The organism is Paenibacillus arenosi, from assembly GCF_014841135.1.
GTDB classification, from domain to species: domain Bacteria; phylum Bacillota; class Bacilli; order Paenibacillales; family Paenibacillaceae; genus Paenibacillus_B; species Paenibacillus_B arenosi.
Window position 1 is genome coordinate 73,238 of the sequence record NZ_JACYTN010000019.1, and the last position, 20,851, is coordinate 94,088.

Annotated in this window: 20 protein-coding genes; 15 read left to right on the forward strand and 5 right to left on the reverse strand. The window is 44.4% G+C overall.

The annotated features are described in order from the left end of the window. Positions 1-27 precede the first annotated feature (27 nt). A complete protein-coding gene (yfbR, locus tag IFO66_RS18080) occupies positions 28-627 on the reverse strand; it encodes a 5'-deoxynucleotidase (RefSeq protein ID WP_225445869.1) in 600 nt (199 codons plus the stop codon). 169 nt (positions 628-796) lie between these two features. Between yfbR and IFO66_RS18085 the strand changes: the two genes are divergently transcribed. The 4 genes from IFO66_RS18085 (at position 797) to IFO66_RS18100 (ending at position 6,075) form a co-directional block, all read left to right on the forward strand. Beyond that, positions 797-2,374, forward strand: a complete 1,578-nt coding sequence (locus IFO66_RS18085) for a fumarate hydratase (RefSeq protein ID WP_273015620.1) — start codon at positions 797-799, stop codon at positions 2,372-2,374. After that, positions 2,375-3,349, forward strand: a complete 975-nt coding sequence (locus tag IFO66_RS18090; RefSeq protein ID WP_192026512.1) for a bile acid:sodium symporter family protein — start codon at positions 2,375-2,377, stop codon at positions 3,347-3,349. An 83-nt stretch (positions 3,350-3,432) separates the two neighbouring features. Beyond that, positions 3,433-5,256 (forward strand): two-component system histidine kinase PnpS, encoded by a 1,824-nt coding sequence (gene pnpS / locus IFO66_RS18095; RefSeq protein WP_192026513.1) that lies wholly within the window; start codon positions 3,433-3,435, stop codon positions 5,254-5,256. Between the two features lie 96 nt (positions 5,257-5,352). Further along, a complete protein-coding gene (locus IFO66_RS18100; protein ID WP_192026514.1) occupies positions 5,353-6,075 on the forward strand; it encodes a response regulator transcription factor in 723 nt (240 codons plus the stop codon). Positions 6,076-6,287: 212 nt separating this feature from the next. Here the strand turns inward: IFO66_RS18100 and cydS are convergent, their stop codons facing one another. The 3 genes from cydS to IFO66_RS18110 are packed head-to-tail and all read right to left on the reverse strand — an operon-like array spanning position 6,288 to position 8,803. Further along, positions 6,288-6,392 carry a cytochrome bd oxidase small subunit CydS family protein gene (cydS, locus tag IFO66_RS24385; protein ID WP_375163031.1) on the reverse strand — a complete coding sequence of 35 codons (105 nt, stop codon included), beginning with the start codon at positions 6,390-6,392 and terminating at the stop codon, positions 6,288-6,290. Between the two features lie 18 nt (positions 6,393-6,410). Further along, positions 6,411-7,439, reverse strand: coding sequence for a cytochrome d ubiquinol oxidase subunit II (locus tag IFO66_RS18105; protein ID WP_192026515.1), 1,029 nt, complete (start codon positions 7,437-7,439; stop codon positions 6,411-6,413). Further along, positions 7,436-8,803 (reverse strand): cytochrome ubiquinol oxidase subunit I, encoded by a 1,368-nt coding sequence (locus tag IFO66_RS18110; RefSeq protein ID WP_192026516.1) that lies wholly within the window; start codon positions 8,801-8,803, stop codon positions 7,436-7,438. The genes IFO66_RS18105 and IFO66_RS18110 overlap by 4 nt, the downstream gene beginning before the upstream one ends. Before the next feature lie 555 nt (positions 8,804-9,358). Between IFO66_RS18110 and IFO66_RS18115 the strand changes: the two genes are divergently transcribed. The 10 genes from IFO66_RS18115 (at position 9,359) to IFO66_RS18160 (ending at position 19,756) form a co-directional block, all read left to right on the forward strand. Further along, positions 9,359-10,294 (forward strand): PstS family phosphate ABC transporter substrate-binding protein, encoded by a 936-nt coding sequence (locus IFO66_RS18115; RefSeq protein ID WP_192026536.1) that lies wholly within the window; start codon positions 9,359-9,361, stop codon positions 10,292-10,294. Positions 10,295-10,477: 183 nt separating this feature from the next. Continuing rightward, complete coding sequence (gene pstC, locus IFO66_RS18120; protein ID WP_420488680.1) at positions 10,478-11,329, forward strand: phosphate ABC transporter permease subunit PstC; 852 nt, start codon at positions 10,478-10,480, stop codon at positions 11,327-11,329. 2 nt (positions 11,330-11,331) lie between these two features. Beyond that, positions 11,332-12,210: a phosphate ABC transporter permease PstA gene (gene pstA, locus IFO66_RS18125; protein ID WP_192026518.1), complete on the forward strand. Its 879-nt coding sequence runs from the start codon at positions 11,332-11,334 to the stop codon at positions 12,208-12,210. Positions 12,211-12,332: 122 nt separating this feature from the next. After that, entirely contained in the window at positions 12,333-13,061 is a 729-nt protein-coding gene (gene pstB, locus IFO66_RS18130) for a phosphate ABC transporter ATP-binding protein PstB (protein ID WP_420488681.1), read from the forward strand. Between the two features lie 44 nt (positions 13,062-13,105). Beyond that, positions 13,106-13,765: a phosphate signaling complex protein PhoU gene (gene phoU / locus IFO66_RS18135; RefSeq protein ID WP_028594256.1), complete on the forward strand. Its 660-nt coding sequence runs from the start codon at positions 13,106-13,108 to the stop codon at positions 13,763-13,765. A gap of 214 nt (positions 13,766-13,979) precedes the next feature. Then, a complete protein-coding gene (polA, locus tag IFO66_RS18140) occupies positions 13,980-16,646 on the forward strand; it encodes a DNA polymerase I (protein WP_192026520.1) in 2,667 nt (888 codons plus the stop codon). A 66-nt stretch (positions 16,647-16,712) separates the two neighbouring features. After that, positions 16,713-17,543: a DNA-formamidopyrimidine glycosylase gene (gene mutM, locus IFO66_RS18145; protein ID WP_192026521.1), complete on the forward strand. Its 831-nt coding sequence runs from the start codon at positions 16,713-16,715 to the stop codon at positions 17,541-17,543. A 228-nt stretch (positions 17,544-17,771) separates the two neighbouring features. After that, positions 17,772-18,518, forward strand: coding sequence for an MntP/YtaF family protein (locus IFO66_RS18150; protein ID WP_225445870.1), 747 nt, complete (start codon positions 17,772-17,774; stop codon positions 18,516-18,518). A gap of 60 nt (positions 18,519-18,578) precedes the next feature. Further along, the gene (gene coaE / locus IFO66_RS18155) at positions 18,579-19,175 is read left to right on the forward strand and encodes a dephospho-CoA kinase (protein WP_192026522.1); all 597 of its coding nucleotides are present in this window, start codon (positions 18,579-18,581) and stop codon (positions 19,173-19,175) included. Continuing rightward, on the forward strand, positions 19,172-19,756 hold the full coding sequence (locus tag IFO66_RS18160) for a lytic transglycosylase domain-containing protein (protein WP_225445871.1): 585 nt from the start codon (positions 19,172-19,174) through the stop codon (positions 19,754-19,756). The genes coaE and IFO66_RS18160 overlap by 4 nt, the downstream gene beginning before the upstream one ends. Positions 19,757-19,848: 92 nt before the next feature. Here IFO66_RS18160 and IFO66_RS18165 read toward each other — a convergent pair whose 3' ends face one another. Beyond that, the gene (locus IFO66_RS18165) at positions 19,849-20,073 is read right to left on the reverse strand and encodes an alpha/beta-type small acid-soluble spore protein (RefSeq protein ID WP_144987733.1); all 225 of its coding nucleotides are present in this window, start codon (positions 20,071-20,073) and stop codon (positions 19,849-19,851) included. Between the two features lie 115 nt (positions 20,074-20,188). On the opposite strand from IFO66_RS18165, the gene nrdR reads away from it, so the two are divergent. Continuing rightward, on the forward strand, positions 20,189-20,671 hold the full coding sequence (gene nrdR / locus IFO66_RS18170) for a transcriptional regulator NrdR (RefSeq protein WP_192026523.1): 483 nt from the start codon (positions 20,189-20,191) through the stop codon (positions 20,669-20,671). Positions 20,672-20,851: the final 180 nt, after the last annotated feature.

Here is a 20,851-nt window from a genome sequence, read left to right on the forward strand (position 1 = left end):
AGATAGCCTTTTTGTTTTGTTTATATGCTAATCCGACTTAGACATTTCATCGAGCGTCATTTCGAAGCTTGGCAAAAACACATTAAGGAAGTAGTTCACTTCTTCCATTTGGAGATCTTTCATTTTCTGTTCAGTTTGACGCTTCGCTTCAGCAAATTCACGATTACCTGTAGCGAGTTCTAGTGTGCATTTTAAATAGGCGTCAATTAAATCAGCAGCCTTTACGTACTTCTTAAGCTCAGGGTCCTGCTGTCCTACTCCTAATAATGGTTCATACACGGCTTGCAGCTGTGCAGGGATCATATCAAGAAGTCTATCGGCAGCAAGCTGCTCAATTTCTCTAAAATTATTTAAAATACGAGGATTATGGTGCTTGACGGGTGTAGGGATATCTCCCGTGAACACTTCCGTGGCGTCATGGAATAAGGCCATCGTTACGACTTTGTCCGTGTTGATTCCTCGTTGAAATTGCTCATTAGCGATCGTACACAGCAAGTGAGCGGTGAGTGCTACATGGAAGGAATGCTCGGCAACGGATTCCCGATTCGTATTGCGCATTAAGCTCCAGCGCTCGATATATTTAAGACGATACATATAGGCTAGAAAGTGTGAAGCGGGCGTATTCAATAGATTCCATCCTCTCAAAAAGGGTTTGTTATGCTATTATATGATTATTGGCACTTTTTTGAATAGATAATAGATAGGTTGCCAATTAATCCTGCTGATACAAATAAATAAACAGCCTAGACCAGTCTTCAGACGGGAACGAGGGAACATAGAGAGGAGCAGTTGGAGGATGTTGCAGCAGTTTGGACAGAGTGTTTATCAACTAATCGTGGAAGCGTCTTCAAACCTACCGGGAGACGTCCGCAGAGCGATCCGACAAGCGAGAGAGCGGGAAGAGGCAGCTACACGTTCTGGCTTGTCCTTGAGCACCATTGCACAAAATATTGAGATGGCGGAAACCAATGTTTCTCCTATTTGCCAAGACACAGGGATGCCTACCTTTATCGTACATACCCCTGTTGGTGTTAATCAAATCGTTCTGAAGCAGGAAATTCGTGAGGCTGTTCGTCTAGCGACCAAAGATGGCAAACTTCGCACGAATTCCGTCGACTCTTTGACAGGTGCGAACAGCGGCGATAATTTAGGTCCTGGAACGCCTGTTATTCATTTTGAGCAATGGGAGCAAGATGATATAGAAGTGAAGCTAATCCTTAAAGGGGGCGGCTGTGAGAATAAAAACATTCAATACAGCTTGCCGACAGAGCTAGAAGGATTGGGTAAAGCAGGGCGCGATCTTGACGGCATTCGTAAATGTATTCTCCACGCTGTCTATCAGGCGCAAGGGCAAGGATGCAGTGCAGGATTTATCGGAGTTGGGATCGGTGGAGACCGTACGACGGGTTATGAGCTGGCTAAGCACCAATTATTCCGTGAAGTTGAGGATCGAAACCCGATTGCTGAACTCGACCAGCTAGAGCAGTATATTATGGATAAAGCGAATCAGCTTGGCATCGGAACGATGGGCTTTGGCGGTGAAGTGTCCTTGCTTGGATGCAAGGTCGGTGTGATGAATCGCCTGCCGGCAAGTTTCTTCGTATCTGTAGCGTACAATTGTTGGGCATATCGCCGTCAAGGTGTATTATTGGATAGTGAGACGGGTTCCTTGAAACAGTGGGTATATGAGCGAGGCACAGATGTTCCGATGAAGGATGCTACTGAAGAAGTAGCTGCGGCTGCTACGTCAGACAATAGCATGTCTGTAAATACAGACACTGATGAGGAAAGTGGACGTACCGTTATGCTTACAACTCCAATTCGTGAGGAAGATATCCGTTCGCTGCGTGTTGGTGATGTCGTTGTCATTAATGGTGAGATTCATACTGGACGCGATGCGCTGCATAAGCATTTGATGGATCACGATTGTCCTATCGATATGAACGGTGGCGTGATTTATCATTGCGGTCCTGTTATGATGCAGGATAAAGATGGTGAATGGCATGTTAGAGCAGCAGGCCCAACGACAAGTATTCGTGAGGAGCCTTATCAAGGCGATATTATTAAAAAGTTAGGCATTCGTGCAGTTATCGGCAAAGGCGGCATGGGAGCCAAGACACTTGCTGCATTAAAAGAGCATGGCGGCGTTTATATGAACGCTATTGGTGGTGCTGCCCAGTATTATGCGCGCTGTATTAAACAAGTAAACGGTGTTGATTTCATGGAGTTTGGTATTCCAGAAGCGATGTGGCATTTGCAAGCAGAAGGCTTTACGGCAATTGTAACGATGGATTCCCATGGAAACAGCTTGCACGCCGATGTAGATAAAAATTCTTTCGAGAAATTAACTCAATTCAAGGAGACCGTATTTTAAATGGCTCGACTATCGTTAGGGATACAGATGAACGCTTGGTTTGAAAAATATATGTTTGTTTTGATTCCCCTCAGTCTTGTGCTGGGGGTTCTTTGTAGTCCACTGCTTATTGAACATGTTTCATTGGTGCCATGGCTGTTCGGCTTGGTTACGTTTGTAATGGGATTAGGATGCGGTTGGAAAGATATTGTAGCGGCTTTTCGTCGACCCCTTTTGTTTCTTATTGTGTTTGTAATGACGCATCTCGTTGCGCCGCTATTGGCTTACGGGTTAGGAGCTGTACTATTTGGTTCAGACTCATCTTATACAATAGGATTAGTGCTGTTTGCCGTTATTCCATTAGGGATTTCCTCAGTTCTATGGGTAGAGATGGCACGTGGAGCTGTGCCAATCATGCTTGCTTTAGTTGTTGTAGATAGTTTACTAAGTCCAATTGTCGTGCCGTTATCGTTGTCACTGTTGTATGACCAATCGATTCCGTTTGATGGATGGACGATGCTTCTCGATCTGCTTCTTATTATTGTACTGCCTACGTTGGCTGGCATTGTCGTGCATGAGTGGACACGGGGACAAGCTAAGCCTCGAATGGCGCCTGTCTTGCTGCCTTTGTCCAAGCTTGCTTTCGTAGGTGTCGTATTGCTAAATGCAGCAGCAATCGGACCATTCGTCAGAACATGGGATACAGAGGCCTTTATTGTGTTCGCTGCAGTATGCGGCTTAGTCGCTGCTTTTTATGCGCTTGGTCATGTCACAGAACGGCTATGGCCTCCCGATTCAAGCCCGCCTCAGTATACACTTGGCTTTGCGTCTGGTATGCGAAATATATCGTTAGGATTAGTGCTAGCTTTACAGCATTTTGGAGCAGAAACGGCGGTTGCTGTCGTGTTGGCTATTCTGATCCAGCAGCCGGGTGCAACGATCTATCATTGGCTTATTCGGAGGAGACAACGTGTTATTGCTGGTAATTTGAACTGAGACACGCTAGGATATAGGTGGAACATTGTTCGATATCGTATAGATAGTTGAACATCAATGAATGGAAGATGGAGCGTATACGTATGTCAAGATTTCGCAATCGATTAACGTTAACTTATGTACTTATGGTCGGATTATCGGTGCTAGTTGCGGGCATATATATGGCTTATTCTTTTAAAGAGAGCCATATTAAACAACTAGAACAGACGATGGTACAGGAAATTAAGATGCTGGATACGACGCTTGATTGGCGCTCATTTGATACGGCTGAGGAAAGAAGTGAGTACTATACGTCTTGGGCAAAAGCGTTGCAGCAAGCGACTGAAACGAGAGTCACGTTCGTATTGGCGGATGGAACGGTCATAGGAGACTCCAGTTATGATGTGAACTCGATGGACAATCATTTACAGCGGGAAGAGATTCAGCAGGCTGCGAATGGATATTTTGGCTCTATTATTCGATTTAGCAACACGCTAAACGAAAATATGCTTTACGTGACAGGGCCCATTCAACACCCTGGTAAATTCGAAGGTTATGTACGTTTAGCTAAAGGTCTTGCAGAAGTGGAAGCGGGTGTAAGGCAGTTTTTGGAGTATGTAGTCATTGGTTTAGCGGGGCTCTTTTTAGCTGCTGCCATTGTCAGCTATCGAATTGCGCAAAAACTTACTCGACCGATGGAGGATATGACACGGGTCGCTCTGCGCATTGCTAAACGAGACTATTCTGCACGGGTAGAAGCAACTGGGAAGGATGAGCTTGGACAGCTAGGCTCTGCTATTAATGCAATGGCGGATAGCTTGGAAGAGCAAGTAAATGAGATTCGTGAAAATGAAAGCCGCTTGCGAAGTGTGCTTGATCATATGATGAATGGCATTGTGATGGTTGATGCAAATGGTAGAGTTGGCTTGATGAATGGTAAGGCAGAACAACTATTCGGATTGTCGTGCAAAGAATGTCTGGGGAAAAATTACACGGACATTCGGATTCCAAGTGAGCTGCAGGTCATTATTTCGGAAGTCATGATGTATCGCAACTATGTTCAGCACGAAACGACGGTGTATTATCCTGAAGAGAGGCTGCTAGATATTCACGCTGTTCCTGTCTATTATACGGATGAGGAATGGGCAGGTTTGCTATTGATGATGCAAGATTTATCGGAGCTGCGTCGACTTGAACGAATGAGAAGTGAATTTGTAGCTAACGTTTCTCATGAATTGAAGACTCCGATAGCTGCTGTTAAGGGTTTTGCTGAGACATTGCTGAATGGGGCCATTCAGGACGCGGAGACAGCGCATTCCTTTGTACAAATTATTCATGATGAGAGCGAACGCTTGAATCGATTAATTGGAGATTTACTGGAGCTGTCCAAGATTCAGTCGCGACAAGTACCCATGCAGTACTCACCGGTACATCTACCGAGTTTATTGGAACAGACCGTTCACATATTGAAGAAAAATGCAGATCGTAAAGAAATTGAGATTACGCTAGAAGTGACTGATGACTTGTTTATTGAAGCTGATGAAGATAGGCTGCGTCAAATCGTGTTGAACCTTTTGTCCAATGCAATTAACTATACGCCTGAAGAAGGTAAAGTAAAGCTCTGTGCTAGGCCGATACGTGTTGATTCCTCGATCGATAGTGAGCTCGATGAGCAAATTGAGATTTCGATTACGGATACGGGCATTGGTATTCCCAAAAAAGACCTGCCTCGTATTTTCGAACGTTTCTATCGGGTAGACAAGGCACGATCACGCGGCTCTGGTGGTACAGGATTAGGTCTATCTATTGTGAAGCATCTGGTGGAATCACATCAGGGTACACTGAAAGTAGAGAGTGAAGTTGGTATTGGAAGTACCTTTACGATTGTGCTACCAATCATTCAAGACGCTCCTATCGATTTCGAATAATTTGGATGGGATAAGAGGTTATGCATCCACAATAGAATGTGATAGGATAGCAATATAGATGGAATGGTGATTCCTATTGGTAACATGGAGGAGAACATGTCGGAACCAAAAGTATTAGTCGTGGAAGATGAGCCTACTTTGGCTCGGCTCTTATCTTATAACTTAACCCTAGAAGGGTACAAGACAACACTTGTTGATAATGGCCGCGATGGACTTCAGATGGCTCTGAATGAACCATTTGAGCTTATTGTACTTGATATTATGCTTCCTGGTATGAATGGATTCGAAGTACTGCAGAAGCTTCGTCAAGCTAAAGTGACTACACCTATCATTATTTTGACAGCTCGCAATGCGGAAGAAGAAGTGGTACAAGGACTCAAATATGGGGCGGATGATTATATTACGAAGCCATTCGGTGTAGCTGAATTATTGGCTCGTGTAGGCGCAGTGCTGCGCCGTACTTCCGCAGACGGTATGACCCTTGAGGCAATCGATGAACCTGTTCATACAGGCATTAAACTAGGTGATTTGCATATTTTCCCAGACAAGTATGAGGTTACGCTGATGGGAGAAGGGATATCATTACGTCCTAAGGAGTTTGAAGTTCTGCTGCATATGGCCAAACGACCTGGGACGGTTATAACCCGTGATGAGTTGATGAACCAAGTGTGGGGATTTGATTATATCGGTGGCCAGCGCACAGTGGATGTCCATGTTAGCTCACTGCGGAAGAAGCTAGAGCTTAATCAGCAGTCTGTGCATATCGATGCCATTAGAGGTGTGGGGTACAAGTTGGTTATAAGCAAGACTTCTTCGTAATCATTTACAATTTTTATGAAAATGCCGCATGTCTGCATACATCTATTTCATCGTTGCGGTTTAATCCTAACGTTAGCGCAGAACAAGCGTGTCATAACACGTGTTATAAAAGAGGAGCATCCCTTTATCTTATGTGATAGAAGGATGCTCCTTTGTATATATCCATGTAACAGCTGAAGGTCATATTGCTGGATACTATTTTTGTTTATCGCTTACGCATCTTCTTTCGTGCTTGCCATCGCGCCCCAAGTAAAAACAGCTACAATGGAAAGTACGACAATGATCAAGGGCAGGAAGAAAATAAGAAACACTGTCATGAAGCAGAATGCTCCCTTCTAATATTTTGGTTTGCTATGCTTACCTTTCACGTAGTTGGTGTCGAATAGGAACAATCGCAACAGCAAGTATAGAGACGGTATAAGGAAGAGCAGGCCCAACATAAACACGGTCACTAATGTCGCGCCCATTGTCGCGTTTGTAAAATGCTCCTCAATGGTTAAGTACGGATAGAGCAGGTATGGTAAATGAGCTTTGCCATAACCGAACCATGCGAATCCGAATTGCAAAATGACAGCAATGAACGATAGGCCGTAATGACGCCGCCGCCATACACAGTAAACGGCGACGACGAAGAAGAGAAACGACAACACAAACATCCAGCTATTCGCCACCATATTGTTATAGTGTTCGATATTATGACCCCTTATGGCATAGAAGACGAACAAGCTTGCAAGTATGGTAGGCAGCGACCAAGACAGTGCATACTTGCGCACGATTTCCAGTGCCGGTTTGTCTTGTGCTCGATTGGCATAATAGGTCAAGAACATCGCCGATATGTACAACACACTGACGAGAGCGAGAACGATAACCGCATATGGATAGACATCTGTAAACAGATTTGTGAAATGGAAGTTAACTCTACCATTCTCGACAAAAATATAACCACCCTCGGAAATGGTCAGTACCGTTGATAAAGCAGCAGGTATAAGCAGCCCACTTAATCCATACAGCAGCATAAATGCTCGATTGTTACGAGAGCCATACATGCTAAACGCATAGTAGGAGCCTCGAATCGCAATCAGTATAATTCCGAGGCTGCCTGGGATCAGCAGTGCCGTACCGTAATAATAGGCGGAGTCTGGGAAGAAGCCTACCAGTCCGACGACAAAAAAGATGAGAAACACGTTCGTTAGTTCCCACATTGGGGCGAGATAACGTTCGATAATGTTATTAATAATGTGGCGCTGCCCAGTCAATAGGCTGTAGTAGCTGAAAAAGCCAGCACCAAAATCAATCGACCCTAGAAGAAGGTAGAAGAAGAGGAAGAGCCATAGAACTGTAATTCCTATTAATTCGTAACTCATCGTTTCACATCTCCTTCTTTCATTCCCCGGGCAATAAACTCTGCTTCGATCGGATTGTTTTTGAACATCTTAATTAGTACATAGATACAGGTTATAGACAGTAATACATAGAGCCCAGCAAATACCCACAACATTCTATCTACATAGAGTGCGGTGGTCGCTCCTTGAGATACTTTCATGTATCCCCATAATATCCACGGTTGTCGCGCAATTTCTGAAAATATCCATCCGAACTCAATCGCAAGCATCGCAGCAGGAGCTCCGAGTAAAATGGCAACGAGCAGCGCTCGATTCAACGGTTTCTTCATGGTGCCTTTTCTACGTCTTCGCCAATGAGCAAGCACATGCCATAAGGCTACTATTGTAATATAAACACCAAAAAATACCATTCCATCGAATAAATAGTGAGACGCACGCAAAGGTGGCCATTCATCTCTAGGGACTTCGTTCAGTCCTTTAACAACTGTGTATGGGGAACTACCAGCCAATATGCTGAGCGCATAGGGAATCTTGAAAGCATACTTGATTTCGTTGTTCTCGGTTAGGACACCCCCGACAATAAGCTCGGCTTTGTCTGAAGTTTCAAAGTGCCATTCCGCAGCTGCCAACTTGGCTGGTTGATACTCATGTAGAAACTTCCCCGATAAATCGCCAATCGCCGTTGATGCGAGCGAGAAGATAAGTGCAGCCATCATCGTTAAGCGCAGCGCTTTCTTGTGATACACATGGTTACGTCCTCTAAGCAGGGCGAATGCTGCGATTCCTGCAAGAATGAACGCAGCCGTTACATAGGCTGTGGTAAGAACATGTGCCACCTTAGTTGGCATAGCAGGGTTGAACATCGCAACAAGTGGATCGATATTTATCATTTTTCCATTGACCATATCAAAGCCTTGCGGCGTATTCATAAATGCATTCATCGAAGTGATGAAAAAGGCTGACATGGATGCGCCAAGAACGATGGGCAGCAGCAGTAGAAAGTGCAGCATGCGATTTTTGAAGCGGTCCCATGTGTACAAATAAATACCTAGAAAGATCGCTTCGATGAAGAAGGCGAATGTTTCTAGAAACAAGGGAAGTGCAATCGCTTGTCCAGCAACCCGCATAAAGTTAGGCCATAGCAAGTTTAGCTGGAGTCCTATTGCAGTACCGGTAACTACACCTACGGCAACGGTTATTGTATAGCCGCGAGCCCAACGACGCGCCATGAGCAAGTAATAGGTGTCATTTCGCTTGATGCCGATCCATTCAGCTAACGCAATCATAAGTGGGACTCCTACACCGATGGTGGCATAGACAATATGGACGCCTAACGTAAGTCCCGTCAATAGTCGGCTGTATAGGACAGGGTCATAATTGTGCATATATGCTCTCTCCTTCTTGATGAACGTAGATATGTAAGTTGGTGGAAGCTCTGCTTACTGTTTGTAGCTTTAACTGATTGCAGGTCTAACTAAAAAAAGCGGCGGATAAATGACAGCAGCATAATTACGCCTACACCAAAGCTCAAAATAATTAGCCAGCGCTCCTGTTTGTTAATGCGATTCGTATGTTCGTTAGTGTTCACCATGGTCACTACTTTCGTATTTATTCCAATTCATAAGGTAGTTCATTCAAAAAGTGGTAGCTGGGTATGCTAAGGCAATCCAGATGGATTTGCAATACAACCAATATCTGCATATCTGTTGGAAATTATGCACTATTTTATGTGAATAGCATGTCCAAATGGTATGGAACGATAGTTGTAATGTGGATTTCGCGTAAATGTTTGCAGATTTTACATTGCGTTTACAAATTAAATAATTGAAATTAACAATTGGGCGGTACACTACAAATGAGCAAGAGAGAAACTAACTAATAAACTTCATGTCCGTTGAAGGAGAGGGATTGTTTTGAACACACGCAGCAAACGCTTTGTAATGTTAACTCTGATTATGGTGCTTGCACTTGTTGTGACAGCATGCGGAGGTGGCAACAGCTCCAAAGGTGGGGAAGGCGGAAATGCAGCATCTAGCATGACTGGCAAACTTGATATTGATGGTTCAAGTACGGTGTATCCGTTGACAGAAGCAATAGCGGAAGAGTTTAACCGTGAAAATCCTGATGTTCGTATCGCAGTTGGTGTTTCTGGTACAGGCGGCGGTTTCAAGCGCTTTGCCAACGGGGAGATCCCAATCGCTAACGCTTCTCGTCACATGAAAGATAAAGAAAAAGAATTAGCTACTACAAATGGTATAGAACCAATCGAGCTAAGTGTTGCGTACGACGGTTTGTCCGTTATCGTGAGCAAGGACAATGATTGGGTAGATAAATTGACAGTGGATGAGTTAAAAGCCATCTTCGAACCAGGCAGCAAAGTGAAGACATGGGCTGATGTTCGTGCAGGCTGGCCGAATGAAAAGATTAAGATTTATTCTCCAGGTGCAGACTCTGGTACATTCGATTACTTTACAGAAACAATTAACGGTGAAGCGCAAGCAAGCCGTAACGATGAGCAAGTTACATTCTCAGAAGATGACAACAACCTTGTACAAGGTGTTGCTGGTGATAAGAACGCTATCGGCTACTTCGGATTCGCTTACTTTGAAGAGAACAAAGACAAGTTGAAAGCTGTTCCGATTGATAATGGTAAAGGCGCAATTGCTCCAACGTATGATACGGTTCAAGACGGTTCCTACGCACCTCTGTCTCGCCCATTGTTCGTTTATGTGGACAAAGGCATGTTGCAAGAAAAGCCTGAGGTAAAAGCATTTATGGAATTCTACTTGAATACGATTGGTGAATTGGCACAAGAGGTTGGCTATATTGCATTGCCACAAGCAGAAATGGATAAAGAGATAGCGAAGCTTAAATAAGCAGAAGCAGCCCTCTATATTCCACTCTTCATGTGATGGATGTTCCAGCTATTCGCTGGGGCATCCTTACATGCATATCAAGGAATCATTCGAGAAAGGCTGGGTCTAATGAACCAACAACCACCTAAATCGTCTGCTCGTCTAGATCTTACAAAAGGGAAGACGAGTATCGCAGACAAAATCATGCCTGTATTATTATTCCTTTGTGCGTCGGTATCTGTATTAACGACGATTGGAATTGTGTATACGCTGCTTAGTGAAACGATCAGCTTCTTTAGGATTGTTCCTATTCAAGAGTTCTTTGGATCTCTTAAGTGGTCACCGTTGATCAATCCGAAGTCATTTGGAATTTGGCCGCTGCTTAGCGGTACGATGTTGATTACGATTATTGCGATTATAGTTGCGGTACCGATTGGTTTGGCAAGTGCCATTTATCTAAGTGAATATGCAAGCAGACGTGTTCGTAAGATCGTAAAGCCGATCCTTGAAGTGTTGGCTGGTGTTCCGACAATCGTTTACGGATATTTCGCGCTAACGTTTATTACGCCGATTGTTCGTTCGATCTTCCCTGACACAGGAGTGTTTAATGCATTAAGTGCAGGTATCGTCGTCGGTATTATGATTATCCCGATGATCTCCTCTTTGAGTGAAGATGCGATGTCAGCTGTTCCAGACAGCTTGCGTAACGGAGCTTACGCACTAGGAGCAACTCGCTTCGAAGTAGCAACGAAAATTGTCGTTCCTGCAGCGTTGTCCGGTATTATTGCTTCCTTCGTGCTTGCATTCTCGCGTGCGATTGGTGAGACGATGATCGTTACCGTTGCAGCAGGCTCAACTCCGAATCTGACTGCGAATCCGTTGGAAAGCATTCAGACGATGACTGCGTACATCGTTCAAGTAAGTATGGGAGATATCCCGCACGGCTCAGTGGAATACGGCACCATCTTTGCAGTTGGTATGACGTTGTTCGTTATTACACTGGTGCTCAATATGCTTGCGCAGTACGTGTCGAAGCGGTTTAGAGAGGAGTACTAAGCATGAACAATCTATTTCAAGACGCGAATCGTCAACAAATAAGTGGACGCCGTCGCAACGATCTCATATGGCGGATCTTGTTTTTAGGTGCTACGTTGTTCGGTATTGTAGCGTTGTCCGCTCTTATTATCACGATTGTTACAGACGGGATTGCTCGATTGAACCCGGATCTGTTTACGAATTATCCATCTCGTAGAGCATCTGCTTCAGGGATGAAATCAGCGATTGTTGGATCGCTATATATGCTGTGCTTAATGGCTCCGATATCATTTGTACTAGGTGTAGGAGCAGCGATATATCTTGAAGAATATGCACCGAAAAATCGTTTTACTCGATTGATTCAATTGAACATTAGTACGTTGGCAGGCGTTCCTTCCATCGTTTACGGTATTCTAGGTCTAGCTATTTTCGTTCGTACATTCGGATTAGAGCGAAGCTTGCTATCCGGTGCGTTGACGATGACATTGCTTGTACTGCCGATTATTATCGTAGCTTCTCAGGAAGCGATACGTGCAGTGCCGAGAGCTCGTCGCGATGCTTCGTTCGCGCTTGGTGCAACGAAGTGGCAAACGGTATCTCGTTCCGTACTTCCTTCAGCGATCTCAGCAATTATGACGGGTGTCATTCTAGCCTTGTCACGTGCGATTGGTGAAACGGCACCGCTTATTATTATCGGTGCGGCAACGTATGTTGCTTTCTTGCCAGAGAGCTTGTTCGATACGTTTACGGTTATGCCGATTCAAATTTACAACTGGATTGCTCGTCCGCAAGAAGCGTTCCAAGACTTGGCGGCATCAGGAATTATCGTGTTGATGATTATGCTCGTTATTATGAATGTGGCAGCGATCATGCTTCGTAATAAATATCAGAAAAATATTTAGCACCAGCACCTGAACGGACTTTTTGAGGGAGGTATGCACGTATGTCTACAACGACAGAGGCTCCACAAGTTAAAGAAACGACAAAAACAGTTGATTTCAAGACAATTATAGATATTAAAGATATGGATCTGTATTATGGTACGTATCATGCTTTGAAAAAGGTAAACTTAACGATCCCAGAGAAGGCAGTGACCGCATTTATCGGTCCTTCTGGTTGTGGTAAGTCGACTTTGCTTCGTACGTTGAACCGTATGAATGATATGATTCCGAACACAAGAATAGAGGGTCTAGTTGATATTGCAGGAACGGATATTTACAGCAATGAAGTAGACGTAGAAACGCTTCGTAAAAAAGTAGGTATGGTGTTCCAGCAGGCTAACCCGTTTCCAAAATCGATCTACGACAATGTTGCTTATGGTCCGCGTCTTCATGGCATCAAAAACAAAGCACAGCTCGATGAAATTGTTGAGCAAAGCTTGAAGCAGGCTGCTCTATGGAACGAAGTGAAAGATTTCTTGAAGCGTTCAGCGTTCAGCTTGTCTGGTGGACAGCAGCAACGTCTTTGTATCGCACGTGCATTGGCCGTAAATCCAGAAATTCTATTAATGGATGAGGCGACTTCAGCGCTTGACCCAATCTCAACATTGAAGATTGAAGAACTGACACAAGAGTTGAAGAATAAATATACGATCGTTATGGTTACTCACAACATGCATCAAGCTGCTCGTATTTCGGATCAAACGGTATTCTTCTTGAATGGTGAAGTAGTTGAGTTCGACCAAACAGACAAGTTGTTCTCCAACCCAAGCGACAAGCGTACGGAAGACTACATCACAGGAAGATTTGGTTAATAAGTATAGATATATTAGCGGTAAGCGAGAAGGGAGACTGAACAATGATACAACGTCGAGATTTTGATCTTGCTTTAGGAGAGCTTAGTACTCTCTTGGAGGAAATGGGGCGTCGTGTAGAACGTGCTTTGGTAGAGTCGGTCGAGTCATTGAAAACTCAAGATGTGGCTCGTGCAAAAGAAATTATAGAAAAAGACGCTGAGTTGAACCAACTTGAGAATGATATTATGGATATCGGTTCTAAGCTTATCCTGACTCAGCAACCAGTGGCAAAAGATTTGCGTCGTATTCTTGTTGCTTTCCGTATCGCAAGTGATCTGGAGCGAATGGGCGACTTGTCCATCGATATTGCCAAGGTAGTTGTTCGTTTGGAAGGCCAACCCTTGATTAAGGAATTGGTTGATATTCCGCGCATGGCTGAAATCGTACAAAAAATGATCGAAGATTCCATTAAAGCCTATGAGCGTGAAGATGTAGATCTTGCGTATAAGATGGCTAAGGAAGATGATTTGGTCGATCAATTGTATGGACAAATTTTACGTGACCTATATCAATATATTGTCGAGAATCCGCATAATGCGAGTCAAGTGATGCTGCTGAACTTTGTAGGCCGATATATTGAGCGTATTGCTGACCATGCGACGAACATCGGTGAGAGTGTCGTATACTTGGTTACGAACAGCCGACCTGATCTCAATAGCTAGTTGAACATATGTATACAAAAGCCGTCCCTGAGTTAGTGGGGGCGGCTTTTCTGACTATCTTCTATATCGATGTTATATGGAAAGTGAAGACCAATAAGACAGCAATCTCTTCATCTAAATGGAAGGCCAACAACTGTACGACTTATTTCCATTATAGGTGTTCGCTATGCTATCATAATAACAAGAGATGATTGTAATGAGGGGCGTTCAGGTTATGGAAAAATGGATTATTATAGATGGCAATAGTATCGCGAACCGAGCATTTTATGCGATGCCGCCTTTGACGAACTCACAGGGCATACATACGAATGCAGTTTATGGCTTTACCACGATGCTTCTTAAGCTCGTTGAAGAGGAAAAGCCAACTCATATGCTCGTAGCCTTTGATGCAGGAAAAGTAACATTCCGCCATGGTGATTATAAGGATTACAAAGGTGGTCGTGCCAAAACGCCGCCTGAACTATCTGAACAGTTTCCATTGATGAAAGAGCTGTTGGAAGCGATGGGGATTGCTCAATTCGAGCTTAGCGGATATGAAGCCGATGATATTATCGGTACGATGACCTTGGATTCCGAACAAGATAAGCAGGTGCTTGTTGTAACCGGGGACAAGGATATGCTGCAATTGGCATCTGACCAAGTTACGATTGTATTGACACGTAAAGGTGTTACAGAGATTGAGAAGTATACACCTGCAGCCATTGAAGAAAAGTATCAGTTGAAGCCGCTGCAAATTATTGATATGAAAGGGCTTATGGGGGATTCTTCCGATAATATTCCTGGTGTGCCGGGTATTGGGGAGAAGACTGCATTGAAGCTGCTGCATCAATACGGGTCGGTTGAAAGTGTGCTTGATCATGTAGATGAGCTCAAAGGCAAGATGAAAGAAAATATTACGAACCATGCTGAAGATGCTCGTATGAGTAAACAGCTGGCAACGATATATCGTGAAGTGCCAATTGAGCTTGAACAGGATCAGCTGAAGTTCGAAGGTATCCCTGCGGAAACAGCGCTTCCGATGCTTCGCAAGCTTGAGTTCAAGTCTGTATTGGAGCGAGTTGAGAAGCTTGCAGCTCATCAAAATGGTGAGGCTGTGGTGGAAACGGAGAAAGAGCCTGAAGTTGAACTGGATGTAGTGGTTGTTACTCCGGAACATTTGGCACGCTTAAGCGACGATATTGCTGAAGTAGATACCATTGTGCTTGAAGCAAAAGGGGACAACCCCCATCAGGCAGAAGCAATTGGGCTGATGCTTTCTTCTGTGAATACGTCTTGGTATGTGCCGATGGACATCCTTTTGCATGAAGATGCTGCATTTGTACGGGAATGGCTTGGTCATGCATCAGCAGTGAAGTACGGGTATGATTTGCACTATATGGAGCTTGTTCTTCATTGGGCGGGCATTACATTGCGTGGTAATGAGTTTGATATTCAGCTCGCCGCTTACATTCTTGATCCGAGTGATACGAATGCAACAGTTCAGTCGTTAGCTAACAAATACGAGCTAATGTCAGTCGTAGAGGATGAAGCGATCTTTGGAAAAGGCGCGAAGTTTAAAGTGCCGGAAGCTTCTGTAGTAGCTGATCATACGGCGCGTAAAGCATACGTTATTCGCCAATTGGTGCCTTTGATGAAGGCAGACCTTGAGCGTTATGAGATGAGCAAACTCTATGATGAGCTTGAATTGCCGTTATCTTCGATATTGGCACAAATGGAGAAGACGGGGATTCGCGTTGATAAGGAAAGTCTAGAACAGCTTGGTAAGCAGTTTACGGAACAAATTGAAACAACGATGGTTCGTATTTATGAACTTGCAGACACGGAGTTCAACATAGGTTCTCCGAAGCAGCTTGGCGAAATCTTATTCGATAAACTAGGGCTTCCTGTTGTTAAAAAGACGAAAACAGGTTACTCCACGGATGCTGAAGTGCTGGATAAGCTGGCTCCGTATCATGATATTATTCCGCTCATCCTGCATTATCGTCAAATGACGAAGCTGCAGTCTACTTATATTGAAGGCTTGTTAAAAGAGGTTAGACCAGAGACAGGGCGGGTACATACGTACTATCGTCAGACGATTGCGGCGACGGGTCGATTGAGCTCGCAGTATCCGAACTTGCAAAATATCCCGATTCGACTGGAAGAGGGGCGCCGTATTCGTCAAGCATTTGTACCGACTGAGGAAGGCTGGACGATTGTGGCAGCGGACTATTCTCAGATCGAGCTGCGCGTATTAGCTCATATTTCTAAAGATGAAAAGCTAAAAGAAGCATTCATCAATGATATGGATATTCATACGAAGACGGCTATGGATGTGTTCGGCGTTGCTGAAGCGGATGTAGATTCGAATATGCGCCGCCAAGCGAAGGCGGTTAACTTCGGTATTGTGTACGGCATAAGTGATTACGGATTGTCGCAGAATTTGAACATTACGCGTAAGGAAGCAGCTCAGTTTATCGAGCAGTATTTTGCTGTATTCCAAGGGGTACGGACATTTATGGACGATATTGTGAAGCAAGCGCGTCAAGACGGCTATGTGAAGACGCTGTTGGAGCGCCGTCGTTATTTACCGGAGATTAATGCATCCAACTTCAACTTGCGTTCCTTTGCAGAGCGTACTGCGATGAACACACCGATTCAAGGTACAGCGGCAGATATTATTAAGCTAGCGATGGTTCACATGGATAAGCGCATGCGTGAGATGCAATTGAAGAGCCGCATGCTGCTGCAAGTACACGATGAGCTTTTGTTTGAAGTGCCGCAGGATGAAGTGGAAACGATGGAGAAGCTTGTACCAGAGGTTATGGAGCAAGCAATCGAGCTGAGTGTACCTCTTCGTGCGGATGTGAGCACAGGTTCTAACTGGTACGAGGCGAAGTAAAGGAATTACATTTTTAATTAATATATAGATGAGTTTTTCAAGAATACAGACATCGAGGTGATTGGCATGCCGGAATTGCCGGAGGTTGAAACGGTAAAACGAACATTAAATGAATTAGTAACAGGAAAGCGGATCGAACGGGTTACCGTCTCGCTGCCTCGAATCATTCAACGTCCACAGGAGCATGAGCAGTTCGGTGACGCTTTAGTTGGCCATACGATTCAGCATATCGATAGACGAGGGAAGTTCCTTATTTTTCGTCTAGATGGATTGGTCCTTGTTTCTCATTTGCGTATGGAAGGACGTTATGGTGTATATCGCTCTGAAGAGCCTGTAGAGAAGCATACGCATGTTATGTTCCATTTCGAGGATGGCACGGAACTTCGCTATAAAGATGTGCGTCAATTCGGAACGATGCATTTATTCCAAGCAGGTGACGAAGAAGTAATGGCTCCGCTGCATAAGTTAGGGATTGAGCCAATGGACTCTTCCTTCACAGTAGATGTCTTGTACGAGTCGCTGCGCAAGCGTCGCAGTGCGATTAAGCCTGTACTGCTGAATCAGCATATTGTGGTGGGGCTAGGCAATATTTATGTAGATGAGGCGTTGTTTACAGCACGAATACATCCGCTCCAATCTGCGGATAGTCTTACACGTGAACAAGTGGAGCGCCTTCATGATGCTATCGTTACGACTTTAAAAGAAGCGATTGATGCAGGCGGATCTTCTATTAAGTCGTATGTGAATGGACAAGGGGAAATGGGCATGTTCCAACAGATGCTGAAAGTATACGGTCAGCAGGGACAAGCTTGTACAAACTGTGGTACGATGATTGAGAAAAGTGTTGTTGGTGGAAGAGGAACGCATACTTGCCGAGTATGCCAGCCTCAGTATTGAATCACTGACCTTTGCTGATAATTGATTTATTGATTTTCAAAGATCATTTGACGACGTAATGACTTGGTAGAAACAACGATACGTTCGAGTGCTGGAATGAACGAGTAGAGATAAGCAACGATAACTATGCACCCCTCGTGATGTGCGCCCATATGATGGGATACGTAATAAGGAACAGTGAAGGGACATTTCCTTCATTGTGCGAGGAGGGGCATGGTGGTCATTTTTATGTCGTCTGTTTTTATATTGGCGTTTGCTTTGAGTCTGGACAGTTTCGGGGTAGGCATAACCTATGGGCTTCGAAAAGTACGGATAGGATGGCTGCCAGTTGCCATCATTGCGGGCTGTTCGGGATTGATGTTATATGTATCGATGCAAATTGGCACGATAATTATGCAGATTTTCTCGGCAGATGTGTCCCGTTGGATCGGTGCGCTGTTGTTGATTGGGATTGGCTGTTGGGTGTTGGTTCAATTTTTCCGAACCTCTTCAGATGATGATGGGGCTGAGACACTGACTCCAGCGAACGATATGGCACATATTGCGGATACTTCAGATAGAGTTGTCACTTCTGCTGTAGCACATGCAGACACTGTACCTGATAAAACGATTCATGCACCAGCGCCAACGCCAGCTACACTGTTTCGTCTACAGTTGAAGCGATTCGGGATTATTATTCATATTTTACGAAGTCCAGCGGCAGCGGATATGGATCGTTCAGGAACGATTAGCCCTTCAGAGGCAGCTTGGCTCGGAGCTGCACTGTCGCTAGATGCATTCGGAGCGGGAATCGGTGCGGCAATGCTTGGCTATCCATCATTTTGGACATCTTTGTTCATTGCTTTGTTTGGCGGCATTTTTCTCAAACTGGGCATTCACGTTGGTGCAGCATTTGCTCGTACAGAATGGATTCGCAAGCTTACCTTTTTACCTGGTTTATTGTTAATTATGATGGGAATTATGAAATTAATGTAACGTGATAGGTTTGAAAGAGGAAGTAATCGTGTAATCGTCGAGTGAATGGAGGTGATTCGATTGAACATAGGACTTACGGGCGGAATCGCATCTGGCAAAAGCACCGTGTCTCAATTGTTTGTACAATATGGCGCACGGTTGGTAGATGCCGATCGAATTGCCAGGGAGGTTGTTCTTCCTGGCAGTGCTGTACTGGAGCAAATCGCTGAACGGTTCGGTTCTGAAATGTTGCTGCCAGATGGTACGTTAGATCGTAAGCGATTGGGAGAAATTATTTTTCAAGATCCAGTCGAACGCCGCGCGCTCGAACAGATTACACATCCGGCAATTCGCAAACAGATGATGGATCAGATGAAGCAGTACGAATTAGAAGATCCAAAGAGGCTCGTCGTTGTAGATGTGCCGCTTTTGTATGAGTCTGGATTGGACGAGCTGTTCCAAGAAGTTGTGGTTGTGTATGTACCAGCTTCCATACAGTTGGAGCGCCTTAAGGAGCGCGATCGGCTCACTGAAGAAGAGGCGTATACACGCATTCGTACACAAATGAGTTTAGAAGAGAAGCGGGAACGGGCGGACTGGATTATTCACAATGATAAAGACCGTACGGAGACTGAGCGTCAAGTTCGTTTGTTTTTGCAGGAGAAAGGGCTATTATGAAAAAAATAATGGGACTCTTTCGGAAAAAGAGAGTCATACTTCTTGTGTTTATCGGATTTTTATTTATTCTCTTTTTCCAATCGAATTGGTTGGGGAAGTGGATGTATCCCATTCCTTATAAGGATGAGATTACAAAGCATGCGAATGAGCAGCAGATTGATCCGCTGCTAGTTGCGGCTATTATTCGGGCAGAAACGAATTACCAAGTCGGAAAGAAGTCACATAAAGGCGCTTTAGGGATTATGCAGCTCATGCCAGATACGGCGAATTGGCTTATGGAGAAGAAGTCTGGACGAGAACAGAAATGGTCATTGGATCAGCTTCATTTGGAAGCGGAGCCGAGTATTGAGCTTGGTACTTTTTATTTAAATTCTTTAATTAAGCAGTATCATAATAATATACCTGCTGCTGTTGCAGCTTATAATGCAGGACCAGGCAATGTGAATAAATGGTTGAAGCAAGGCACATGGGATGGGCGATTGGAAACTGCTAAGGAACAAATTCCATTTCCAGAGACACGCAACTATGTAACGAAAGTATTTCATTATTATACGAAATACAAAAAGGTGTATGGGGCTTAATGTCTTGAATTGGGACTTGCTGTTGTTGTATTGCTTGAAAGTAAGAAGAAGCATCGAAAGTGCGCGTGCGCACCTTCGACGCCTCATTACCATTATTGGTATTGACCTGCAAGTGACTGCTCGGCAATCGTTACAAGACGTTTCGTGATGTAACCACCGATGGAGCCCGTGTCACGAGTTGCTACGTGTCCGTAGTATCCATCTTGCGGGATGGAGATACCAAGTTCTTGAGCGATCTCATACTTCAATTGCTCAAGTGCGCCTGCTGATTGTGGAACAACTAAGCTGTTGCTGGAACGGTTGTTGCTTTGGCTCATATCTATTCACCTCCTTGCGGTTGGTAATTGTATTGTGCGCAAAGTTACGAATATCATTACAGGTAACCACTGGGAGTTTATTACTTTTTACAGTAGGACAGGAGGGAAAAGAAAAATGAGATGTCCATATTGTGATCATAATGGCACGAAAGTGCTTGATTCACGCCCTGCGAATGATAATAGGTCGATTCGTCGTAGACGGGAATGTGAGCTCTGCAGTCGTCGTTTTACGACATTTGAGATGGTCGAAGAGACACCACTTATCGTTATAAAAAAAGAAGGCAGTCGTGAAGAGTTTAGTCGTGAGAAGCTTTTGCGCGGATTGATTCGTGCTTGTGAGAAGCGTCCCGTTCCATTGGAACGTCTTGAAGCTATCGTATCCGAAGTTGAGAAGCAGCTTCGCACGACCGCGCACGCTGAAGTCGAGAGCCGTGAAATCGGTGAGCTAGTTATGGAACAGCTGTATCCTGTAGATGAAGTCGCGTATGTGCGCTTCGCTTCGGTATATCGACAGTTCAAAGATATTGATATGTTTATGAAGGAGCTGACAACGTTGTTGTCTAAGCATCCACTTGGGGATATGAATGGAAATTCCTAATCATAAATGGATAAGGGATGTAGAAACAGTCTTGTAGCAAAGGCGTTATTGCCGCTATGAGGCTGTTTTTTTATTGTGCAGAGAGGAGCGCGGATGCGTGGTAAGTGCATGCAAAAAGTAGTGTGGAAGCTTATATTGCAGCTAGTGCTCTGTGTGCATTCCTTTGAAAGCGACCGTAAA

What these genes read in the sequence shown, in the direction of transcription:
- IFO66_RS18150 (WP_225445870.1), top strand. Translation starts at nt 17,772, where the DNA reads ATGTCGTCTGTTTTTATATTGGCGTTTGCTTTGAGTCTGGACAGTTTC.
- IFO66_RS18110 (WP_192026516.1), bottom strand. Translation starts at nt 8,803, where the DNA reads ATGCACAATTATGACCCTGTCCTATACAGCCGACTATTGACGGGACTT.
- IFO66_RS18165 (WP_144987733.1), bottom strand. Translation starts at nt 20,073, where the DNA reads ATGAGCCAAAGCAACAACCGTTCCAGCAACAGCTTAGTTGTTCCACAA.
- cydS (WP_375163031.1), bottom strand. Translation starts at nt 6,392, where the DNA reads ATGACAGTGTTTCTTATTTTCTTCCTGCCCTTGATCATTGTCGTACTT.
- nrdR (WP_192026523.1), top strand. Translation starts at nt 20,189, where the DNA reads ATGAGATGTCCATATTGTGATCATAATGGCACGAAAGTGCTTGATTCA.
- pstC (WP_420488680.1), top strand. Translation starts at nt 10,478, where the DNA reads ATGCCTGTATTATTATTCCTTTGTGCGTCGGTATCTGTATTAACGACG.
- phoU (WP_028594256.1), top strand. Translation starts at nt 13,106, where the DNA reads ATGATACAACGTCGAGATTTTGATCTTGCTTTAGGAGAGCTTAGTACT.
- mutM (WP_192026521.1), top strand. Translation starts at nt 16,713, where the DNA reads ATGCCGGAATTGCCGGAGGTTGAAACGGTAAAACGAACATTAAATGAA.
- pnpS (WP_192026513.1), top strand. Translation starts at nt 3,433, where the DNA reads ATGTCAAGATTTCGCAATCGATTAACGTTAACTTATGTACTTATGGTC.
- IFO66_RS18160 (WP_225445871.1), top strand. Translation starts at nt 19,172, where the DNA reads ATGAAAAAAATAATGGGACTCTTTCGGAAAAAGAGAGTCATACTTCTT.
- IFO66_RS18085 (WP_273015620.1), top strand. Translation starts at nt 797, where the DNA reads ATGTTGCAGCAGTTTGGACAGAGTGTTTATCAACTAATCGTGGAAGCG.
- IFO66_RS18115 (WP_192026536.1), top strand. Translation starts at nt 9,359, where the DNA reads ATGTTAACTCTGATTATGGTGCTTGCACTTGTTGTGACAGCATGCGGA.
- IFO66_RS18100 (WP_192026514.1), top strand. Translation starts at nt 5,353, where the DNA reads ATGTCGGAACCAAAAGTATTAGTCGTGGAAGATGAGCCTACTTTGGCT.
- IFO66_RS18090 (WP_192026512.1), top strand. Translation starts at nt 2,375, where the DNA reads ATGGCTCGACTATCGTTAGGGATACAGATGAACGCTTGGTTTGAAAAA.
- pstA (WP_192026518.1), top strand. Translation starts at nt 11,332, where the DNA reads ATGAACAATCTATTTCAAGACGCGAATCGTCAACAAATAAGTGGACGC.
- IFO66_RS18105 (WP_192026515.1), bottom strand. Translation starts at nt 7,439, where the DNA reads ATGAGTTACGAATTAATAGGAATTACAGTTCTATGGCTCTTCCTCTTC.
- polA (WP_192026520.1), top strand. Translation starts at nt 13,980, where the DNA reads ATGGAAAAATGGATTATTATAGATGGCAATAGTATCGCGAACCGAGCA.
- pstB (WP_420488681.1), top strand. Translation starts at nt 12,333, where the DNA reads ATGGATCTGTATTATGGTACGTATCATGCTTTGAAAAAGGTAAACTTA.